The organism is Ectothiorhodospira shaposhnikovii (genome assembly GCF_047222355.1).
Lineage (GTDB): Bacteria > Pseudomonadota > Gammaproteobacteria > Ectothiorhodospirales > Ectothiorhodospiraceae > Ectothiorhodospira.
In genome coordinates, this window is sequence record NZ_CP178333.1 from 1395228 (window position 1) to 1411783 (window position 16556).

General features: G+C 64.6%; 16 protein-coding genes. 12 read left to right on the forward strand and 4 right to left on the reverse strand.

Annotation, left to right across the window (positions count from 1 at the left end):
* Positions 1-79 precede the first annotated feature (79 nt).
* The 4 genes from cysM to ACLF6L_RS06365 are packed head-to-tail and all read left to right on the forward strand — an operon-like array spanning position 80 to position 3295.
* Complete coding sequence (gene cysM / locus ACLF6L_RS06350) at positions 80-970, forward strand: cysteine synthase CysM (protein ID WP_412852594.1); 891 nt, start codon at positions 80-82, stop codon at positions 968-970.
* Positions 967-1773, forward strand: a complete 807-nt coding sequence (locus ACLF6L_RS06355; RefSeq protein ID WP_412852595.1) for a 3'-5' exonuclease — start codon at positions 967-969, stop codon at positions 1771-1773. Before cysM ends, ACLF6L_RS06355 begins: the two co-directional genes overlap by 4 nt.
* A 17-nt stretch (positions 1774-1790) precedes the next feature.
* Positions 1791-3125, forward strand: coding sequence for a 23S rRNA (uracil(1939)-C(5))-methyltransferase RlmD (rlmD, locus tag ACLF6L_RS06360; protein WP_412852596.1), 1335 nt, complete (start codon positions 1791-1793; stop codon positions 3123-3125).
* A 20-nt stretch (positions 3126-3145) separates the two neighbouring features.
* Complete coding sequence (locus ACLF6L_RS06365; protein WP_008932269.1) at positions 3146-3295, forward strand: hypothetical protein; 150 nt, start codon at positions 3146-3148, stop codon at positions 3293-3295.
* A 7-nt stretch (positions 3296-3302) separates the two neighbouring features.
* Here the strand turns inward: ACLF6L_RS06365 and dapD are convergent, their stop codons facing one another.
* From dapD to map, 4 genes are all read right to left on the reverse strand, one after another.
* Positions 3303-4124, reverse strand: a complete 822-nt coding sequence (dapD, locus tag ACLF6L_RS06370; protein WP_008932270.1) for a 2,3,4,5-tetrahydropyridine-2,6-dicarboxylate N-succinyltransferase — start codon at positions 4122-4124, stop codon at positions 3303-3305.
* A gap of 59 nt (positions 4125-4183) precedes the next feature.
* A complete protein-coding gene (gene dapC / locus ACLF6L_RS06375) occupies positions 4184-5380 on the reverse strand; it encodes a succinyldiaminopimelate transaminase (protein WP_412852597.1) in 1197 nt (398 codons plus the stop codon).
* A 79-nt stretch (positions 5381-5459) separates the two neighbouring features.
* Complete coding sequence (gene glnD, locus ACLF6L_RS06380) at positions 5460-8156, reverse strand: [protein-PII] uridylyltransferase (RefSeq protein WP_412852598.1); 2697 nt, start codon at positions 8154-8156, stop codon at positions 5460-5462.
* Between the two features lie 10 nt (positions 8157-8166).
* Positions 8167-8940: a type I methionyl aminopeptidase gene (gene map, locus ACLF6L_RS06385; protein ID WP_412852599.1), complete on the reverse strand. Its 774-nt coding sequence runs from the start codon at positions 8938-8940 to the stop codon at positions 8167-8169.
* Positions 8941-9192: 252 nt separating this feature from the next.
* Between map and rpsB the strand changes: the two genes are divergently transcribed.
* The 8 genes from rpsB to rseP all read left to right on the forward strand — a co-directional run bounded on the left by rpsB (position 9193) and on the right by rseP (position 16553).
* Complete coding sequence (gene rpsB, locus ACLF6L_RS06390; protein ID WP_238616703.1) at positions 9193-9954, forward strand: 30S ribosomal protein S2; 762 nt, start codon at positions 9193-9195, stop codon at positions 9952-9954.
* A gap of 70 nt (positions 9955-10024) precedes the next feature.
* Positions 10025-10900 carry a translation elongation factor Ts gene (tsf, locus tag ACLF6L_RS06395; RefSeq protein ID WP_238616704.1) on the forward strand — a complete coding sequence of 292 codons (876 nt, stop codon included), beginning with the start codon at positions 10025-10027 and terminating at the stop codon, positions 10898-10900.
* Positions 10901-11017: 117 nt separating this feature from the next.
* The gene (pyrH, locus tag ACLF6L_RS06400) at positions 11018-11746 is read left to right on the forward strand and encodes a UMP kinase (protein WP_238616705.1); all 729 of its coding nucleotides are present in this window, start codon (positions 11018-11020) and stop codon (positions 11744-11746) included.
* A gap of 5 nt (positions 11747-11751) precedes the next feature.
* Positions 11752-12309, forward strand: coding sequence for a ribosome recycling factor (gene frr / locus ACLF6L_RS06405; protein ID WP_238616706.1), 558 nt, complete (start codon positions 11752-11754; stop codon positions 12307-12309).
* Between the two features lie 76 nt (positions 12310-12385).
* Positions 12386-13084, forward strand: coding sequence for a polyprenyl diphosphate synthase (gene uppS / locus ACLF6L_RS06410; protein WP_238616777.1), 699 nt, complete (start codon positions 12386-12388; stop codon positions 13082-13084).
* Positions 13077-13901: a phosphatidate cytidylyltransferase gene (locus ACLF6L_RS06415; RefSeq protein WP_238616707.1), complete on the forward strand. Its 825-nt coding sequence runs from the start codon at positions 13077-13079 to the stop codon at positions 13899-13901. The genes uppS and ACLF6L_RS06415 overlap by 8 nt, the downstream gene beginning before the upstream one ends.
* A gap of 79 nt (positions 13902-13980) precedes the next feature.
* Positions 13981-15195 carry a 1-deoxy-D-xylulose-5-phosphate reductoisomerase gene (gene ispC / locus ACLF6L_RS06420; protein WP_412852600.1) on the forward strand — a complete coding sequence of 405 codons (1215 nt, stop codon included), beginning with the start codon at positions 13981-13983 and terminating at the stop codon, positions 15193-15195.
* Positions 15192-16553: an RIP metalloprotease RseP gene (rseP, locus tag ACLF6L_RS06425; protein WP_412852601.1), complete on the forward strand. Its 1362-nt coding sequence runs from the start codon at positions 15192-15194 to the stop codon at positions 16551-16553. The genes ispC and rseP overlap by 4 nt, the downstream gene beginning before the upstream one ends.
* The last annotated feature ends 3 nt before the right edge of the window (positions 16554-16556 follow it).

The window sequence follows — 16556 nt, forward strand, 5'->3', positions numbered from 1 at the left end:
CTGAGAATCACGTTGTCGTGTTTCTAACTGCGGGGACAGCGTGTTTATAATGGGGTCCGTCTCTTGAGGTTGTGTCTGCATGAATCATCCAACCCTGGAATCTTTTGTGGGCAATACGCCCCTGATCCGTCTGCAACGTCTGCCAGGGCAGACCTCCAATACCATTCTGGCCAAGCTGGAGGGGAATAACCCCGCCGGCTCCGTCAAGGATCGCCCGGCCCTGCACATGATACAACGTGCCGAGGCCCGAGGTGACATTCGTCCCGGCGATACCCTGATCGAGGCCACCAGTGGCAATACGGGCATTGCCCTGGCCATGGCGGCCGCCATCAAGGGTTATCCCATGATCCTCATTATGCCGGCCAACATGAGTGCGGAACGGCGGGCCGCCATGAAGGCCTTCGGCGCCCGGATCGTCCTGGTCAGCAAGGAGGAGGGCATGGAAGGCGCCCGCGACCTCGCTCAGCAGATGCAGGCCGAGGGCAAGGGGCGGGTGCTGGATCAGTTTGCCAATCCGGACAATCCCCTGGCCCACTATGAAACCACCGGACCGGAGATCTGGCGCGATACCGAGGGCGGCGTCACCCACTTCGTCAGCGCCATGGGTACCACCGGCACCATCATGGGGGTTTCCCGTTATCTCAAGGAACAGAATCCCGGGGTGAGGATCATCGGTGTGCAGCCGGCGGAAGGGGCCGCCATCCCCGGTATCCGGCGCTGGCCTGAGGCCTATCTGCCCAGGATCTATGAGCCCGAGCGGGTGGATACGGTCATGGACGTGAGTCAGGGCGAGGCGGAAGATACCATGCGTCGCCTGGCCGCGGAGGAGGGCATCTTCGCCGGCGTCTCCTCCGGGGGGGCCGTGGCCGCTGCCCTGCGCCTGTCGGCCGATCTCGAGAACGCGGTGATCGTGGCCATCATCTGCGACCGGGGGGATCGCTACATCTCCACCGGAGTCTATCCCGCATGAGCGTGGCATTGTCAGAACCGGTGATGGTCTTCGATATCGAGACCATTCCCGATGTGGCGGGTGGTCGCCGGCTCCTGGGCCTGGATGGTCTGGGAGACGCGGAGGCCGCCAAGGCCATGTTCCAGCTCCGGCTCCAGAAGACCGGCAGTGAGTTCCTCGCGCATCACCTGCATCGGGTGGTGGCCATTTCGGTGGTGCTCGCCACCCGGGATCAGCTCCGGGTCTGGTCCCTGGGCGGACCGGAGTCCGACGAGGCCGAGCTGGTCCGGCGCTTTTTCGAGGGTATCGAGCGCTATGCGCCCACCCTGGTGACCTGGAACGGCGGCGGCTTCGATCTGCCGGTGCTCCACTACCGCAGCCTGCTGCATGGGGTGTCGGCCCCGCGCTACTGGGATACCGGCGATGACGACCGCAATTTTCGCTACAACAACTATCTCTCCCGCTACCACTGGCGTCACCTGGACCTGATGGACGTGCTGGCGGGTTTCCAGATGCGCGCCAATGCCCCTCTGGACGAGGTGGCCACCCTGCTGGGTTTTCCCGGCAAGATGGGCATGAGCGGCGCCGGTGTCTGGGATGCCTGGCTGGCCGGTGACATCCAGGGCATCCGCCATTACTGCGAAACCGACGTCCTCAATACCTATCTGGTCTATCTGCGCTTCGAGCATCTGCGCGGTCGTCTGAGTCCTGAAGGACTGGCCCGCGAACAGACCCGCCTGGCCGAGATGCTGGCCGCCGCGTCCCAGCCCCACCTGCATGAATTTCTGGCAGCCTGGCAGGGTGCCTCCGCTTCCTCCACCTGAATCGATCGATCACATCCATGAGTTCCCGACGCCGATCCCGGCTGCCCCAGGAGGCAGTCCAGACCCGTATTGACGCCATCACCCACGAAGGACGGGGCGTTGCCCGCATCGAGGGCAAGACCGTCTTCATCGATGGCGCCCTGCCCGGGGAAACCGTCACCTTCCGCTATCACAAGCAGCATCGGCGCTATGACGAGGGTCGGGTGGAGACGGTGCTGGAGGCCTCGCCGGACCGGGTCGAGCCCCGTTGCCCCCATTTCGGCCTGTGCGGCGGCTGTGCCCTGCAGCACATGGACCCGGCGGCCCAGGTGCGGGCCAAGCAGCAGGTCCTGCTGGATGATCTGCGGCACATCGGTGACGTGGCCCCGGATGAGATCCTGGCACCCATCACCGGCCCGGTCTGGGGCTATCGCCGCAAGGCCCGGCTGGGGGTGAAGCATGTGCCCAAAAAGGGGGGCGTGTTGGTGGGATTCCGGGAAAAGGGCAGCCCCTACCTGGCGGCCCTGACCACCTGCGAGGTGCTGCATCCGGCGGTGGGGCAGCGGATCATGGTGCTGCGGGAGCTGATGGGCCAGCTACGGGCCCGGGACCGCATTCCCCAGATCGAGGTGGCGGTGGATGACGCCGACCAGGTGGCCCTGGTGTTTCGCAATCTGGACCCGCTCGATGCCGCGGATCAGGCAATCCTGACGGGTTTTGGTCAGGAAACCGGATTGCAGGTCTGGCTGCAGCCCGGTGGTCCAGAGACCATCATCCCCCTGTGGCCGACCTCCCCTCCGGTGCTGACCTATGGCCATCCTGGGTACGGCACCCGGGTACCGTTCGCCCCGGTGGATTTTTTCCAGGTGAACACCCCCATCAACCGGGTCATGGTGCCGCGGGCCTTGTCCCTGCTGGAGGTGGCGCCGGAACACCGGGTACTGGATCTGTTCTGCGGTCTGGGCAATTTCACCCTGCCCCTGGCGGGGATGGCGCGGGAAGTCATCGGCGTGGAAGGGGATGCGGCCATGGTGGAACGGGCGCGCCGCAATGCGGTCGAAAACAGCATCGACAATACCCGTTACCATGCCGCCGATCTGGCCGCCGATCCGGGCAACGCCCCCTGGCTGTCGGGTCCGGTGGACCGGGTGCTGCTGGATCCACCCCGTTCCGGGGCCCGGGAGGTGCTGGCGCCGCTGGCCCGTCTGGGGGCCGAGCGCATGGTCTATGTGTCCTGCAATCCGGCCACTCTGGCGCGGGATGCGGGGGAACTGGTCCACCGGCACGGGTATCGTCTGGTCGCCGCCGGTGTCATGGACATGTTTCCCCATACGGCCCACGTGGAGTCCATGGCACTGTTCGTCCGGGCCTGAACCTGCGAGGCAGTGCCGTCATGATCGACACCACCACCCTGGTCCTGGGCAAGGGACTGCTGACCGCCGCCGTGTTGCTGGGCCTGTGCGGATGGCAGATCCTGTCGGTGCGCCGCGCCCTGGCGGCGCGGCGGCGGGCGCGGGAATCCCCGCCCCCGGACCGCACCTGAAGCGGGGTCAGAGATCCCGCAACAGTTCGTTGATGCCCACCTTGGAACGGGTTTTTTCATCCACCCGCTTCACGATCACGGCGCAGTAGAGGCTGTACTTGCCGTCCTTGGACGGCAGGTTGCCGGATACCACCACCGAGCCGGCGGGGATGCGGCCGTAGGTCACTTCGTCCTTCTCCCGGTCATAGATGCGGGTGCTCTGACCGATGTAGACCCCCATGGAGATCACCGAGCCTTCCTCCACGATCACCCCTTCCACCACTTCGGAGCGGGCGCCGATGAAGCAGTTGTCCTCGATGATGGTGGGAGAGGCCTGCAGGGGTTCGAGCACGCCGCCGATGCCCACGCCCCCGGAGAGGTGCACGTTCTTGCCGATCTGGGCACAGGAACCCACGGTGGCCCAGGTGTCCACCATGGTGCCGGCATCCACATAGGCGCCGATGTTCACGTAGGAGGGCATCAGCACCACGCCGGGGGCGATGTAGGCGCCGCGCCGGGCGGTGGCGGGCGGCACGATGCGCACGCCGCTCTCGCGCAGTTCCCGGGAATTGCTGTCGGCCCACTTGGCGTCCACCTTGTCGTAATAGTGGGTGAAGCCGCCCTTCATGAGCTGGTTGTCGTTGATGCGGAACGACAGCAGCACGGCCTTCTTGAGCCACTCGTTCACCACCCACTGGCCATCACGCTTTTCAGCCACCCGGGCGGTGCCCCGGTCCAGCATGTCGATGGCTTCCATCACCGCATCCTTGAGGCGGGTGTCGGCATTGCGCGGGTTGATCTCGACGCGTCTTTCAAAGGCGTCTTCGATGAGGGTCTGGATGTCGGTCATGGAAACACTCCACTGATTAGGAACGTGATAAGGGTGATGATAGCCGGGGATCGGCGGGTTCAGTGATCCGTCAGGAACGCCCGGACGCGCTTGGCGGCTTCCACGCATTCCGCCAGGGGGGCCACCAGGGCCATGCGCACCCGGTTGCGGCCGGGGTTGCCGGTGGCGGTGTCCCGGGACAGGTAGCTGCCGGGCAGGACGGTGATGTTCCAGCGGGCAAAGAGTTCGCGGGCGAAGCGCTCGTCATCCATGGGGACTTCCGGCCACAGATAGAACCCCGCATCAGGGCGGCTTACGGGCAGGACATCCCCCAGGATCTCCAGGACGGCGTCGAACTTGCGGCCGTAGAGATCCCGGTTTTCCGCCACATGGGTCTCGTCATTCCAGGCCGCGATGCTGGCCGCCTGTACCGGGGGTGCCATGCTGCAGCCGTGATAGGTCCGGTATTGATGAAAGGCCGTCATGACCCGGGCGTCACCCGCCACGAAGCCGGACCGCAGTCCCGGCAGGTTGGAGCGCTTGGACAGGCTGTGGAAGACCACCACCCGGCTGAAGTCGCCCTGGTGTCGGGCCGCGACTCCGAGCAGGCCCGGCGGTGGTGGCTGGTCGTTGAAGTAGATCTCGGAATAACACTCGTCCGCGGCGATGATGAAGTCATGGCGATGGGCCAGTTCCAGCACCCGCACCAGGTAATCTTCCGGCATCACGCTGCCGCTGGGATTGCCCGGGCTGCACAGATACAGGAGCTGGCAGCGGTCCCACTGGGCCGGCGTGACGGCATCCAGGTCCGGCAGGAAGCCGTGCTCCGGCAGCAGGTCCATGAACCGGGGCCTGGCGCCGGCCAGCAGGGCGGCCCCTTCGTAGATCTGATAGAACGGGTTGGGCATGAAGACTTCCGCCGGTTGCCGGCCGCGGTCCACCACGCACTGGGCCAGGGCGAACAGGGCTTCCCGGGTACCGCTCACGGGCAGGATATGATGCTGGGGGTCCAGCAGGCCCGCGGGCAGGCCGAAACGTCGGCCGGCCCATCCGGCGATGGCCTCGCGCAGGGCGTCCGAACCCCGGGTAAGGGGGTAGCCCGACAGGCCGTCCAGATGGGTGATGAGGGCCTCCCGGGCCACGGCGGGCGCGGCGTGTCGGGGTTCGCCGATGGACAGGGCGATGTGTCCGAGTGCGGCCGGGGGCGTCGCCCCCTGCTTGAGGGCGGCCAGCTTCTGGAAAGGGTAGGGTTGCAGTCGATCCAGATCGGGATTCATCGTGCCGTGTCGTCGGTGGTCGGTTGAACGGCGCGACAGTATACGCCATAACGGCGTGTCCCGGCCGATCCGCCGGTCCTCATGGGGTCTGCGGGCGGGTGGCGGGGTCCTGCAGCGCCTCCCGCAGGCGATCCGTGATCAGCTGCCGTCGTTCCGGGTCCTGGATGGGCTGGTCATTCAGTTCGGTGACGTAGAATACGTCATCGGCCTGCTCGCCGGCGGTGGCGATCTTGGCATTGTAGACCTTGACCCCGCAGTCCATCAGCACGATGCCGATCCGTGACAGCAGTCCCGGCCGGTCAGCCGTGGAAATGGACAGTACCGTGCGGTTGTGGTGGGGCAGGGGATCGAAGCTCACCTGGGTGGCCACGTCGAAATGCTTGAGCCGGCGCGGGGTGGTGCGCCGGATGACCCCGGGGCGCTTGTCCGGATCGTTGAGTCTTTCCCGGAGCAGTCGGCCGATTTCCTGGACTCGCTCGGCACTGGCGATGGGCTGACCGGTGTCTTCCAGTACCAGGAAGGTATCCAGGGTGCGATCGGTGCGCGTGGTGATGATTCTGGCATCCACGATGTCCAGTCCCAGCTGGGTCAAGGCGGTGGCGGCCAGGGCAAAGAGATGGGGGTGATCCCGGGTATAGAGGAAGATCTCGGTGCTGCCGCGGGCGGTTTCCTGGCGCACCAGGACCAGCGGCAGGTCCGCTTCATCCACCTCATGGATGGCGCGGGTGTGCCAGGCGATCTCGTCGGCGGAATGGCGCAGGAAGTATTCCGCGTCGAAATGGCTCCAGATCCGCAGGCAGTCGGAGGCCGTCATGCCCTGTGCCTGGAGCAGTTCCAGGGCATGGGTCTGTACCTCGCCCACCAGTTCGTCCTGGTCCGGCGGATTGTCCAGGCCGCGGCGCAGCATGCGCTGGGTGGAAGCGTATAGGCTGGAGATCAGCGAGCTTTTCCAGGAATTCCAGAGCTGTGGATTGGTGCCCTGGATGTCCGCCACGGTCAGCAGATAGAGATGGTTCAGGCGCATGCTGTTACCCACCTGGGCGGCAAACTCCATGACCACTCCCGGATCGGAGATGTCGCGCCGCTGTGCGGTCAGGGACATGAGCAGGTGGGCCTTCACCAGCCAGGCCACCAGATTGGCGTCATGGACCGCCAAGCCATGATGCAGGCAGAAGTTTCGCGCCTCGTCGGCGCCCAGCTCGGAATGATCGCCACCGCGCCCCTTGGCGATGTCATGAAACAGCCCCGCCAGATAGAGCAGCTCCGGCTTGGGGATCTGGCGGAACAGCCGCGCACATTCGGGCAGGTCACTCTCGTGCTCGGGCGCGGCGAAGCGCCTGAGATTGCGAATCACACCCAGGATGTGTTCATCCACGGTATAGATGTGGAACAGATCGTACTGCATCCGGCCCACGATCATGCCGAAGGCCGGCAGATAGGCGGCCAGTACCCCGTAACGGTTCATGCGCCGTAGCTGCCGGGTGACCCCGTGGGGTTGGCGCAGGATCTCCATGAACAGGGTGCGGCAGGCGAGATTCCGGCGGAATTCATCATCGATCAGGTGCCGCTGGGCGCGGATCTCGCGGATGGTGGAAGCCCGGATGCCCTTGAGTTCCGGGTGTTGCTGCAGCAGCAGGAAGGTCTCCAGCAGGGCCGGGGGGTACTGGCGGAAGACCTGGGGATGGGTGATCTCCAAAAAACCCCGCCGGGCCTGGAAGCGGCGATTGATGGGCACCACCTCGTCACTGTGGTCCTCCAGCAGGATGGCTTCGCTGAAGTGCTGCAGCAGCATTTCATTGAGCCGCTCAAGCCCCATCACCGTGCGGAAATACTGCTGCATGAACTGTTCCACGGCCAGATTATGGTCCTGGTCGGTGAAGCCCAGCAGGTTGGCAAGGCGGCGCTGAAAATCGAACAGCAGCCGGTCTTCCTTGCGACCGCTGAGCATGTGCAGGGCAAAGCGTACCCGCCACAGATAGCTCTGTCCGGCCACCAGGTCGTGGCACTCCGCTTCGGTGAGAAACCCGTGGGATACCAGTTCTTCCAGGGCGCTGGCGCCGAAATGGCGTTGGGTCACCCAGCCGATCATCTGGATGTCCCGCAGGCCGCCGGGACCTTCCTTGAGATTGGGTTCCAGGCGGTAGGCGGTTTCGCCGAAACGCTGGTGCCGGGCCTCCTGTTCCGCCAGTTTGGCGGCGAAGAACTCGCGGCTGTTCCACATGCGCTCCGGGGCGATTCGCGCCCTCAGGGCCTCGAACTGGCCGGTCGGCGTCAGCAAAGGACGGGATTCCAGCAGGTTGGTGGCGACGGTGATGTCCCGCGCGGCCTCCCGGGTGCAGTCATCCAGGGTGCGCACGCTGTGCCCGACCTCAAGGCCGATGTCCCAGAGAAAGGTGAGGAACTGCCCGATTCGTTCCTCCTGCTCCCGGTTCAGGGGGGTATCGAAGAGCACCAGGATGTCGATGTCCGAGCCGGGGTGCAGTTCCCCCCGGCCGTAGCCACCCACGGCCACCAGGCCCAGTCCGGCCTGGTGGTGGAGCGACAGGGCCTCCCAGGCCGCCACCAACAGGCGATCCATGGCGGCAGCCCGGGCCTGGACCAGGTCGGTGACGTCCACGCCGTCGGTGAAGGCCGTTTCCAGGTCCTTGCGTACCCGGGTGACGAGGGCCGCATATTGCTGCCGGTCCGGCGGTTGCCCGTGGCGAAGGGCCTGGTATGCCGCCTCCCAGCTCAGGCGATGGGCGATATGGGGCGGCAGAGGGGTCAGGGGGCTCATGGGGGCAGGCTCAACAAGGCGGGGTCTCGTCCTTGCGCAGGGTGAGAATTTCATGACCGTCCTCGGTCACGAGGAGGGTATGCTCCCACTGGGCGGACAGGCTGTGGTCCTTGGTGACCACGGTCCAGCCGTCGGCCAGCAGGCGGGTATGACGCTTGCCCACGTTGACCATGGGCTCGATGGTGAAGGTCATGCCGGGTCTGAGTTCCACCCCTTCCCCCGGGCGTCCGAAGTGCAGGACCTGAGGGTCCTCATGAAACTCCCGGCCGATGCCGTGGCCGCAATATTCACGTACCACACTGAAGCGTTCTCCTTCCACATAGGTCTGGATGGCATGGCCGATATCGCCCAGGCGGACGCCGGGGGCCACCATGCCGATGCCGCGCCACAGGGCTTCATGGGCCACATCCACCACACGCTGGGCCTGCACGGAGGGCTTGCCGATGATGAACATGCGACTGGTGTCCCCATGATAGCCGTCCCGGATCACGGTGACGTCGATGTTGACGATGTCGCCGTCCTTGAGGCGACGGTCGCCGGGGATGCCGTGGCAAACCTGGTGGTTGATGGATGTACAGATGGACCGGGGGAAGCCGCGGTAGTTCAGCGGGGCCGGGATGGCACCCTGTACCCGGGTGATGTGGTCGTGGCAGAGCCGGTCCAGTTCGCCGGTCGTGATGCCCGCCTGCACGTGGGGGGCGATCATGTCCAGGACCTCGGCGGCACAGCGGCCGGCCAGGCGCATTTTTTCGATTTCTTCCGGGGTCTTGATATTGACGGGCATGCTGGGGAGGGTCCGGGGTAGGGCGCTTTGGCCGGCGCCGATCGGGTCCGGCGGGCCGCGCTATGCGTTTGTTGTGAAAGACCGTTTATGGTATAAAGCGCCCGCGCTCCATGCAAACCAAACTGCGGGTGCGTACTTCATCCATTTCATTGTTCTGAATCCACACATGCGCCGGCACGTTCAGCGGGGTGCCCCGAAAAGGGGTTGCTGTTCGGGGCGCATGGAGGCCCAACCCGAGGAGATCCTCTCGTCATGCCTAACGTGACCATGCGTCAAATGCTCGAAGCCGGTGTCCATTTCGGTCACCAGACCCGTTACTGGAATCCCAAGATGGACCAGTACATCTTCGGGCATCGCAACAAGATTCACATCATCAATCTTGAAAAGACTGTTCCCCTTTTCAATGATGCCATGAACTACCTGGGCAAGATGGCCGCCAACGGCGGCAAGATCATGTTCGTGGGCACCAAGCGCTCCGCCCGTGACCTGGTGGCCGAGCATGCCCAGCGTTGCAAGATGCCCTACGTCAATCACCGCTGGCTCGGCGGTATGCTGACCAACTTCAAGACCGTGCGCGAATCCATCCGTCGTCTCAAGGAACTGGAGACCATGAAGGAAGACGGTACCCTGAACCGCCTGAGCAAGAAGGAAGCCCTGATGCGCACCCGCGAGATGGAAAAGCTCGAGCGCAGTCTGGGCGGCATCAAGGACATGCCCGGTCTGCCGGACGCCATGTTCGTGATCGACGTGGGCTATGAGCGCATCGCCATCAGCGAAGCCCGCAAGCTGGGCATCCCCGTGGTCGCCGTGGTGGACAGCAACAACTCCCCCGAAGGCGTCGACTACGTCATTCCCGGCAACGATGACGCCATGCGTGCCATTCAGCTTTATCTCGCCGCCGCGGCCGACGCCGTGTGCGACGGCCTCAACGTGGCCCGCACCACCGCCTCCAGCGAGTTCGTCGAGGTGGAAGAGGCCGCTGCCCAGCCCGCCGCCGAAGCCGGCGACAAGTAACGCGCTGCCGGGGCCGCGCCCGCTTGCGGGGGCGGCCCCGGCGACACAGATTGAATTCAGGAGTTACCCCATGCAGATTACCGCATCCATGGTTAAGGAACTGCGCGAGCGTACCGGCGCAGGCATGATGGAATGCAAGAAGGCGCTGGCCGAGGCCGGCGGCGACATGGAAGCCGCCATCGAGCAGATGCGCAAGTCCGGCGCCGCCAAGGCCGTGAAGAAAGCCGGTCGCGTGGCCGCCGAAGGTCAGGTGATGGTTGCCGCCAGCGAAGACGGCCGCCGTGCCGCCATCGTGGAAGTCAACTGCGAAACCGACTTCGTGGCCAAGGATGACAACTTCCAGGGCTTCGTCCGCCTGGTGGCCGACACCCTGGTGGCCCAGGCCCCCGTCGACGTGGAGGCTCTGATGGCCCTGTCCACCCCGGAAGGGACCCTGGAAGAAGTCCGTGCCGGTCTGGTGGCCAAGATCGGCGAGAACATCCAGGTACGTCGCTTTGAAGTGATCAACAGTGACGGCCGTCTGGGTCATTACCTGCACGGCACCCGCATCGGCGTGCTGGTCGAAATGAACGGTGGGAATGATGACCTGGTCCGTGATGTGGCCATGCACATCGCCGCCAGCCGTCCGGTCTGCGTCGATGAGTCCCAGGTGCCTCAGGAATTGCTGGAGCAGGAAAAGAACATCTTCCGCGCCCAGGCCGAGGAAAGCGGCAAGCCGGCCGAAATCATCGAGAAGATGATCGGCGGTCGCATCAAGAAATACCTGGCGGAAATCACCCTGGTGGGTCAGCCCTTCGTCAAGGACCCCGACAATACCGTGGGCAAGCTGCTGCAGGACGCCGGCGCCCAGGTGAACCGCTTCGTGCGTTACGAGGTGGGTGAAGGGATCGAGAAGAAGGTGGAGAATTTCGCCGAAGAAGTGATGGCCCAGGCCAAGGGCGCTTGATATCTTCTGTATCCTGATGATGGTGGCTCCACATGGGGCCGCCGTCGTCCGCATGAGTGTCCCGGTTCACCGGGGGCACCCGGTTTCAGGCTCGACACAATACAAACAAGGTTTCCCATGAGTGACGACAAGCGTCCCGCCTATAAGCGTATCCTTCTGAAGCTGAGTGGCGAGGCCCTGATGGGTGACCTGGATTTCGGCATCTGTCCGGACATCCTGGCCCGGGTTGCCCGCGAGGTGTCCGAACTCAGTCGCCTTGGCGTGGAGGTGGCCATCGTCATCGGCGGCGGTAACATCTTCCGTGGTGCCGGCATGGCCCAGGGCGGCATGGACCGGGTCACGGCCGACCACATGGGCATGCTGGCCACGGTGATGAATGCCCTGGCCATGCAGGATGCCCTGGAGCGGGAAGGCAAGTTCTGTCGCGTCATGTCCGCCCTCAAGATCAATCAGGTCTGCGAGGACTACATCCGTCGTCGCGCCGTGCGTCATCTGGAAAAGGGGCGCATCGTCGTCTTTGCCGCCGGCACCGGCAATCCCTTCTTCACCACCGACACCGCGGCCAGCCTGCGGGCCATCGAGATGAACACCGATGTCATGATCAAGGCCACCAAGGTGGACGGTGTCTATGACTCGGACCCCATGACCAATCCCGATGCCCGCCGTTACGAGCGCCTCACCTACGAGGAGGTGCTCACCCGCCGTCTGGGCGTCATGGATGCCACGGCCATCGTGATGTGCCGGGACAATGACATGCCGATGCGGGTCATCAACATATTCAAGGAAGGGGATCTGCTGCGCCTGATCATGGGCGAGAATGTGGGTACCCTGGTCGAGAGAGGTTGAACAGCATGATTGAAGCTATCAAGAAGGATGCCGCGACCCGCATGGGCAAGAGCATCGATTCCCTGCGCCAGGAAATGGCCAAGATCCGCACGGGGCGTGCCCACACCAGCCTGCTGGACCACGTGATGGTGGAGTATTACGGCAGCGAGGTACCCATCAATCAGGTGGCCAACGTGGGCGTGGAGGATTCCCGCACCCTGACCGTGACCCCCTGGGAACGGCCCATGGTGGCCAAGGTGGAGAAGGCCATCATGAACTCGGACCTGGGTCTGAACCCCTCCACGGTGGGTGCCGTGATCCGTGTTCCCATGCCGGCCCTTACCGAGGAGCGTCGCAAGGACCTGGTGAAGGTGGTGCGTCACGAGGCGGAGAATGCCCGTGTCGCCATCCGCAACATCCGTCGTGATGCCAACAACGAACTCAAGAACCTGGTCAAGGACAAGTCCATTTCCGAGGATGAGGATCGCAAGGGCCAGGAAGAAGTGCAGAAGCTGACCGACCATTACATCGCCGAAGTCGATCGTGTGCTGGCGGAAAAGGAAAAGGAACTGATGGCCGTCTGAGCCGCGGGATGAACCACCGATAGTGACTCAATCGCCCGCCAGTAAACCGGGTATTCCGTGTCATGTGGCCGTCATCATGGATGGTAACGGTCGCTGGGCCCGTGCCCGTCATCTTCCCCGCACCGAAGGTCATCGCCAGGGCGTCAATGCCGTCCGGATGGTGGTGCGTACCTGTGCTTCCCGCGGGGTCAAGGTGCTCACCCTGTTCGCCTTCAGCAGCGAGAACTGGCGCCGGCCCCGGCAGGAAGTCGGGACCCTGATGGAACTGTTCGTGGGCTCGATCCGCCGTGAACTGCCGGAACTGGAGGAAAAGGGCATCCGGCTGCGTTTCATCGGTGATCGCAGCGCCTTTTCCTCGCGGCTTCAGGACCGCATGGCGGAGGCGGAGCAGCGCACCCGTGACAATACCCTGATGGAGCTGGTGGTGGCGGTGAGCTACGGCGGGCGTTGGGACATCACCCATGCCGCCGCCGCGTTGGCCGAAAAGGTCCGCGCCGGTGTGCTGACACCCGAGCAGATCACGCCGGAGATCCTGGATGCCCATCTCTCGACCGCCGGTCTGCCCGACCCGGATCTGTTCATTCGCACCGGCGGGGAAAAGCGGGTGAGCAATTTCCTGCTCTGGCAGTTGGCCTATACGGAGCTGTTCTTTACCGACGTGCTCTGGCCGGATTTCAGCGAGGACGACCTGAACCAGGCCTTTGCCTGTTTTGCCGGCCGTCAGCGCCGTTTCGGATATATCGAAGAGCAACTGGCCGGAGGCAGTGGTGCTTAAACAGCGAGTCATAACCGGCCTTCTGTTGGCCGTGGTGGTGTTTTCGGCGGTCCTGTTGCTACCGTCTTTCTGGTTCGGCCTTGCGGTACTGGCCGTGTGCCTGGGGGGGGCCTGGGAATGGGCCCGACTCTGTGGCCTGGAATCCGGTGGGCAGCGAGGTCTGTATGTGACCGGGGTCGCCGCCCTGGCCGGACTGGGTGCCTTCACGGCCTTCGCCCTGGACCAGATCTGGCCGGTGGTGCTGGGCGTCCTGTGGTGGGGTGGGGTTCTCGTGGTGCTGGCCTTCTACCGGCCGGCCGGCCGGGAGGGCCGGATCCTTTGGCGTCGCTATGGGCTGGGCAGTGCCGGTGTACTGACCCTGGTACCCGCCTTCATCGCCCTGGTCTGGCTGCATCAGGTACAGCCCGCCCTGGTGCTCTACCTCATCCTGCTGACGGCGACGGCGGACAGCGCCGCCTATTTCGCCGGGCGCCGTTTCGGTCGTCACAAGCTGGCACCACGCATCAGCCCGGGCAAGACCCGTGAAGGTCTGCTGGGCGCCCTGATTGCCATCGTTCCCTTCGGTCTGCTGGGCGCCTGGTATTTCGGCGTGATTCCCGCCCTGTGGTTCTTCTTTGTCTGTCTGTGTCTGGTCACGGCCCTGGTGTCCGTGGCCGGAGACCTGTTTGAAAGCGTGCTCAAGCGGGAAGCCGGTGCCAAGGACAGCGGTGCCCTGCTGCCCGGACACGGCGGCATTCTGGATCGCATCGACAGCCTCACCGCGGCAGCCCCCGTCTTCCTGATGGGCCTCCTGTGGGGCGTAATTATGGCAAGATAGTCCTTTGACGGCGCAAGCGGTCTTTGCCGGGGCCCGGCTTGCCGTTTCACCCCAAGGTCAGTTTACCGGGAGACTTCCAATGAGTGCTTCACCAAAGGGCGTCACCGTCCTTGGCGCCACCGGAACCATCGGCGTCAACACCCTGGACGTCATCGCTCGCCATCCGGACCGCTATCGCGCCGTGGCCCTCACCGCCAATGGCAATGTGGAGCGTCTGCTGGAGCAGTGCAGGACCCATCGACCCGACTATGCGGTGGTGGCCGATCCGGCCCATGCGGGAGCACTGGAAGCCGGTATCCGTGCCGCCGGCCTGTCCACCCGGGTCATGGCCGGTCCCGAAGCCCTGGCCGAAGTGGCTGCCCTGCCGGAAACCGATTACGTCATGGCCGCGATCGTCGGCGGGGCGGGGCTGCTGCCCTCCCTGGCCGCCGCCCGGGCGGGCAAGCGGGTACTGCTGGCCAACAAGGAAGCCCTGGTGATGTCCGGACGCCTGTTCATGGATCAGGTCCGGGCCTCGGGCGCGGAACTGCTGCCCATCGACAGCGAGCACAACGCCATCTTCCAGTGCATGCCGTCTGACTTTTCCCGCGGTCTGCCCGAAGTGGGGGTGGAAAGGATCCTTCTGACCGCATCCGGCGGACCCTTCCGGCGCCTGCCTGTCCAGGATCTGGAGGCGGTCACGCCGGATCAGGCCTGTGCCCACCCCAACTGGGTCATGGGCCGCAAGATCTCGGTGGATTCCGCCTCCATGATGAACAAGGGCCTGGAACTGATCGAGGCCTGCTGGCTGTTCGATACCACGCCGGAGCGTGTCGAGGTGGTACTGCATCCCCAGAGCGTGATTCATTCCATGGTGGCCTATACCGATGGCTCGGTGCTGGCCCAGCTGGGCAACCCGGACATGCGAACCCCCATCGCCCACGCCTTGGCCTGGCCGGAGCGCATCACCTCGGGCGTAGCGCCGCTGGACATCATGGAGATTGCCCGCCTGGATTTCGAGCGTCCCGACATGGAACGTTTCCCCTGCCTGCGCCTGGCCTACGAGGCCTTCAGTGCCGGCGGTACCGCCACCGCCATCCTCAACGCGGCCAACGAAGTGGCCGTGGATGCCTTCCTGTCGGCGCGCATCCGTTTCACCGACATCCCCCGGCTGATCTCCCATGCCCTGGAAACCCTGCCCCATCAGGAAGCTGATTCCCTGGAACGGATCCTGGCGGCGGATCGGGAAGCCCGGGAAGTGGCGGCCGCGGCGGTGCGCGAAGGCCGGCTGCTTGAGCGTTCCCTGCATTCATGAGCATCCTGATCAGCATCCTCGCCTTCATCGTTGCCATCGGGCTGCTGGTGACGGTGCACGAGTTCGGCCACTATTGGGTGGCCCGGCGCTGCGGCGTGAAGGTCCAGCGCTTCTCCATCGGCTTCGGTCGTCCCCTGTGGACACGGGTGGCAGGCCGGGATCGCACCGAATATGTTATCGCCGCCATCCCCCTGGGCGGCTATGTGAAGATGCTCGATGAGCGCGAGGAGCCGGTGCCGGAGGCGGAGCGTCATCGCGCCTTCAACCGCCAGACCGTGGGCCGGCGCATGGCCATCGTCGCCGCCGGTCCGGCGGCGAATTTCCTCTTTGCTATCCTCGCCTACACCCTGATGTTCATGGTCGGGGTCGGCGGCATCAAGCCCGTGGTGGGGCATGTGGAGCCCGGTTCCCTGGCCGCCGAGGGCGGTTTCGAGGCCCGGGACCTGATCCTGCGGGTGAACGATACCGAAACGGCCACCTGGGAACTTGCCGCCCTCAATCTGCTCGAACAGGGTCTGGATGGCCGCCGGGTGGAGGTGCTGGTGCGCGATGCCCAAGGCAGGGAAGTGGTCCGCTCACTGGACCTGAGCGACCGGCGCCGACTGCTGGACGAAGGCCCCCTGCTGGACAAGCTGGGTATCGTTGCCTGGCATGCCTGGTCGGAGCCGGTACTGGGGGAACTGATCCCGGAGGGTGCCGCGGCCCGTGCCGGGCTACGCTCGGGAGACCGGATCCTGCAGGCGGACGGCATCCGCATCGACAGCTGGCAGTCCTGGGTGGCCCATGTTCAGGCCCGCCCCGAACAGTCCATCGAGCTGTGGATCGAGCGGGACGGTCGCCGTGAATTCATGGTGATCCGGACCGACAGCCGGGAGGTCAACGGCGAGCGGGTGGGGCTGATCGGCGCCTATCCCTATGTGGACGAGGCCACCGCCGAGGCCATGCGGGCCCAGGTCCGTCACGGCCCCTGGATCTCGTTCGTCCATGGCGTGGAACGAACCTGGGACATGAGCGTCATGACCCTGCGGGTGATGTGGCGCCTGCTCACCGGCGAGGCGGCGGTGAGCAATATCGCCGGCCCCATCAGCATTGCCGAGTATGCGGGCGTCACCGCCGTGATCGGGCTCTCGGCATTTCTGGGTTTTCTCGCCATCGTCAGTATCAGTCTCGGGATCATCAATCTGCTGCCGATTCCCATACTCGACGGTGGTCATCTGCTGTATTACTGCGTGGAGCTCATCAAGGGCAGTCCCGTGTCGCCGACGGTGGAAGCCATCGGCCAGCGGGTCGGGATCGTGATGATCGGACTTTTGATGACGCTCGCGTTCTATAACGATTTCATGCGAATCCTGGGTTGATAC

Bases quoted from the DNA above. Each gene is read 5' to 3' on its own strand.
- ACLF6L_RS06355 (WP_412852595.1), top strand. From the start codon at position 967: ATGAGCGTGGCATTGTCAGAACCGGTGATGGTCTTCGATATCGAGACC.
- rlmD (WP_412852596.1), top strand. From the start codon at position 1,791: ATGAGTTCCCGACGCCGATCCCGGCTGCCCCAGGAGGCAGTCCAGACC.
- map (WP_412852599.1), bottom strand. From the start codon at position 8,940: ATGCCCGTCAATATCAAGACCCCGGAAGAAATCGAAAAAATGCGCCTG.
- dapC (WP_412852597.1), bottom strand. From the start codon at position 5,380: ATGAATCCCGATCTGGATCGACTGCAACCCTACCCTTTCCAGAAGCTG.
- ispC (WP_412852600.1), top strand. From the start codon at position 13,981: ATGAGTGCTTCACCAAAGGGCGTCACCGTCCTTGGCGCCACCGGAACC.
- ACLF6L_RS06365 (WP_008932269.1), top strand. From the start codon at position 3,146: ATGATCGACACCACCACCCTGGTCCTGGGCAAGGGACTGCTGACCGCC.
- tsf (WP_238616704.1), top strand. From the start codon at position 10,025: ATGCAGATTACCGCATCCATGGTTAAGGAACTGCGCGAGCGTACCGGC.
- rpsB (WP_238616703.1), top strand. From the start codon at position 9,193: ATGCCTAACGTGACCATGCGTCAAATGCTCGAAGCCGGTGTCCATTTC.
- dapD (WP_008932270.1), bottom strand. From the start codon at position 4,124: ATGACCGACATCCAGACCCTCATCGAAGACGCCTTTGAAAGACGCGTC.
- rseP (WP_412852601.1), top strand. From the start codon at position 15,192: ATGAGCATCCTGATCAGCATCCTCGCCTTCATCGTTGCCATCGGGCTG.
- frr (WP_238616706.1), top strand. From the start codon at position 11,752: ATGATTGAAGCTATCAAGAAGGATGCCGCGACCCGCATGGGCAAGAGC.
- cysM (WP_412852594.1), top strand. From the start codon at position 80: ATGAATCATCCAACCCTGGAATCTTTTGTGGGCAATACGCCCCTGATC.
- pyrH (WP_238616705.1), top strand. From the start codon at position 11,018: ATGAGTGACGACAAGCGTCCCGCCTATAAGCGTATCCTTCTGAAGCTG.
- glnD (WP_412852598.1), bottom strand. From the start codon at position 8,156: ATGAGCCCCCTGACCCCTCTGCCGCCCCATATCGCCCATCGCCTGAGC.
- uppS (WP_238616777.1), top strand. From the start codon at position 12,386: ATGGATGGTAACGGTCGCTGGGCCCGTGCCCGTCATCTTCCCCGCACC.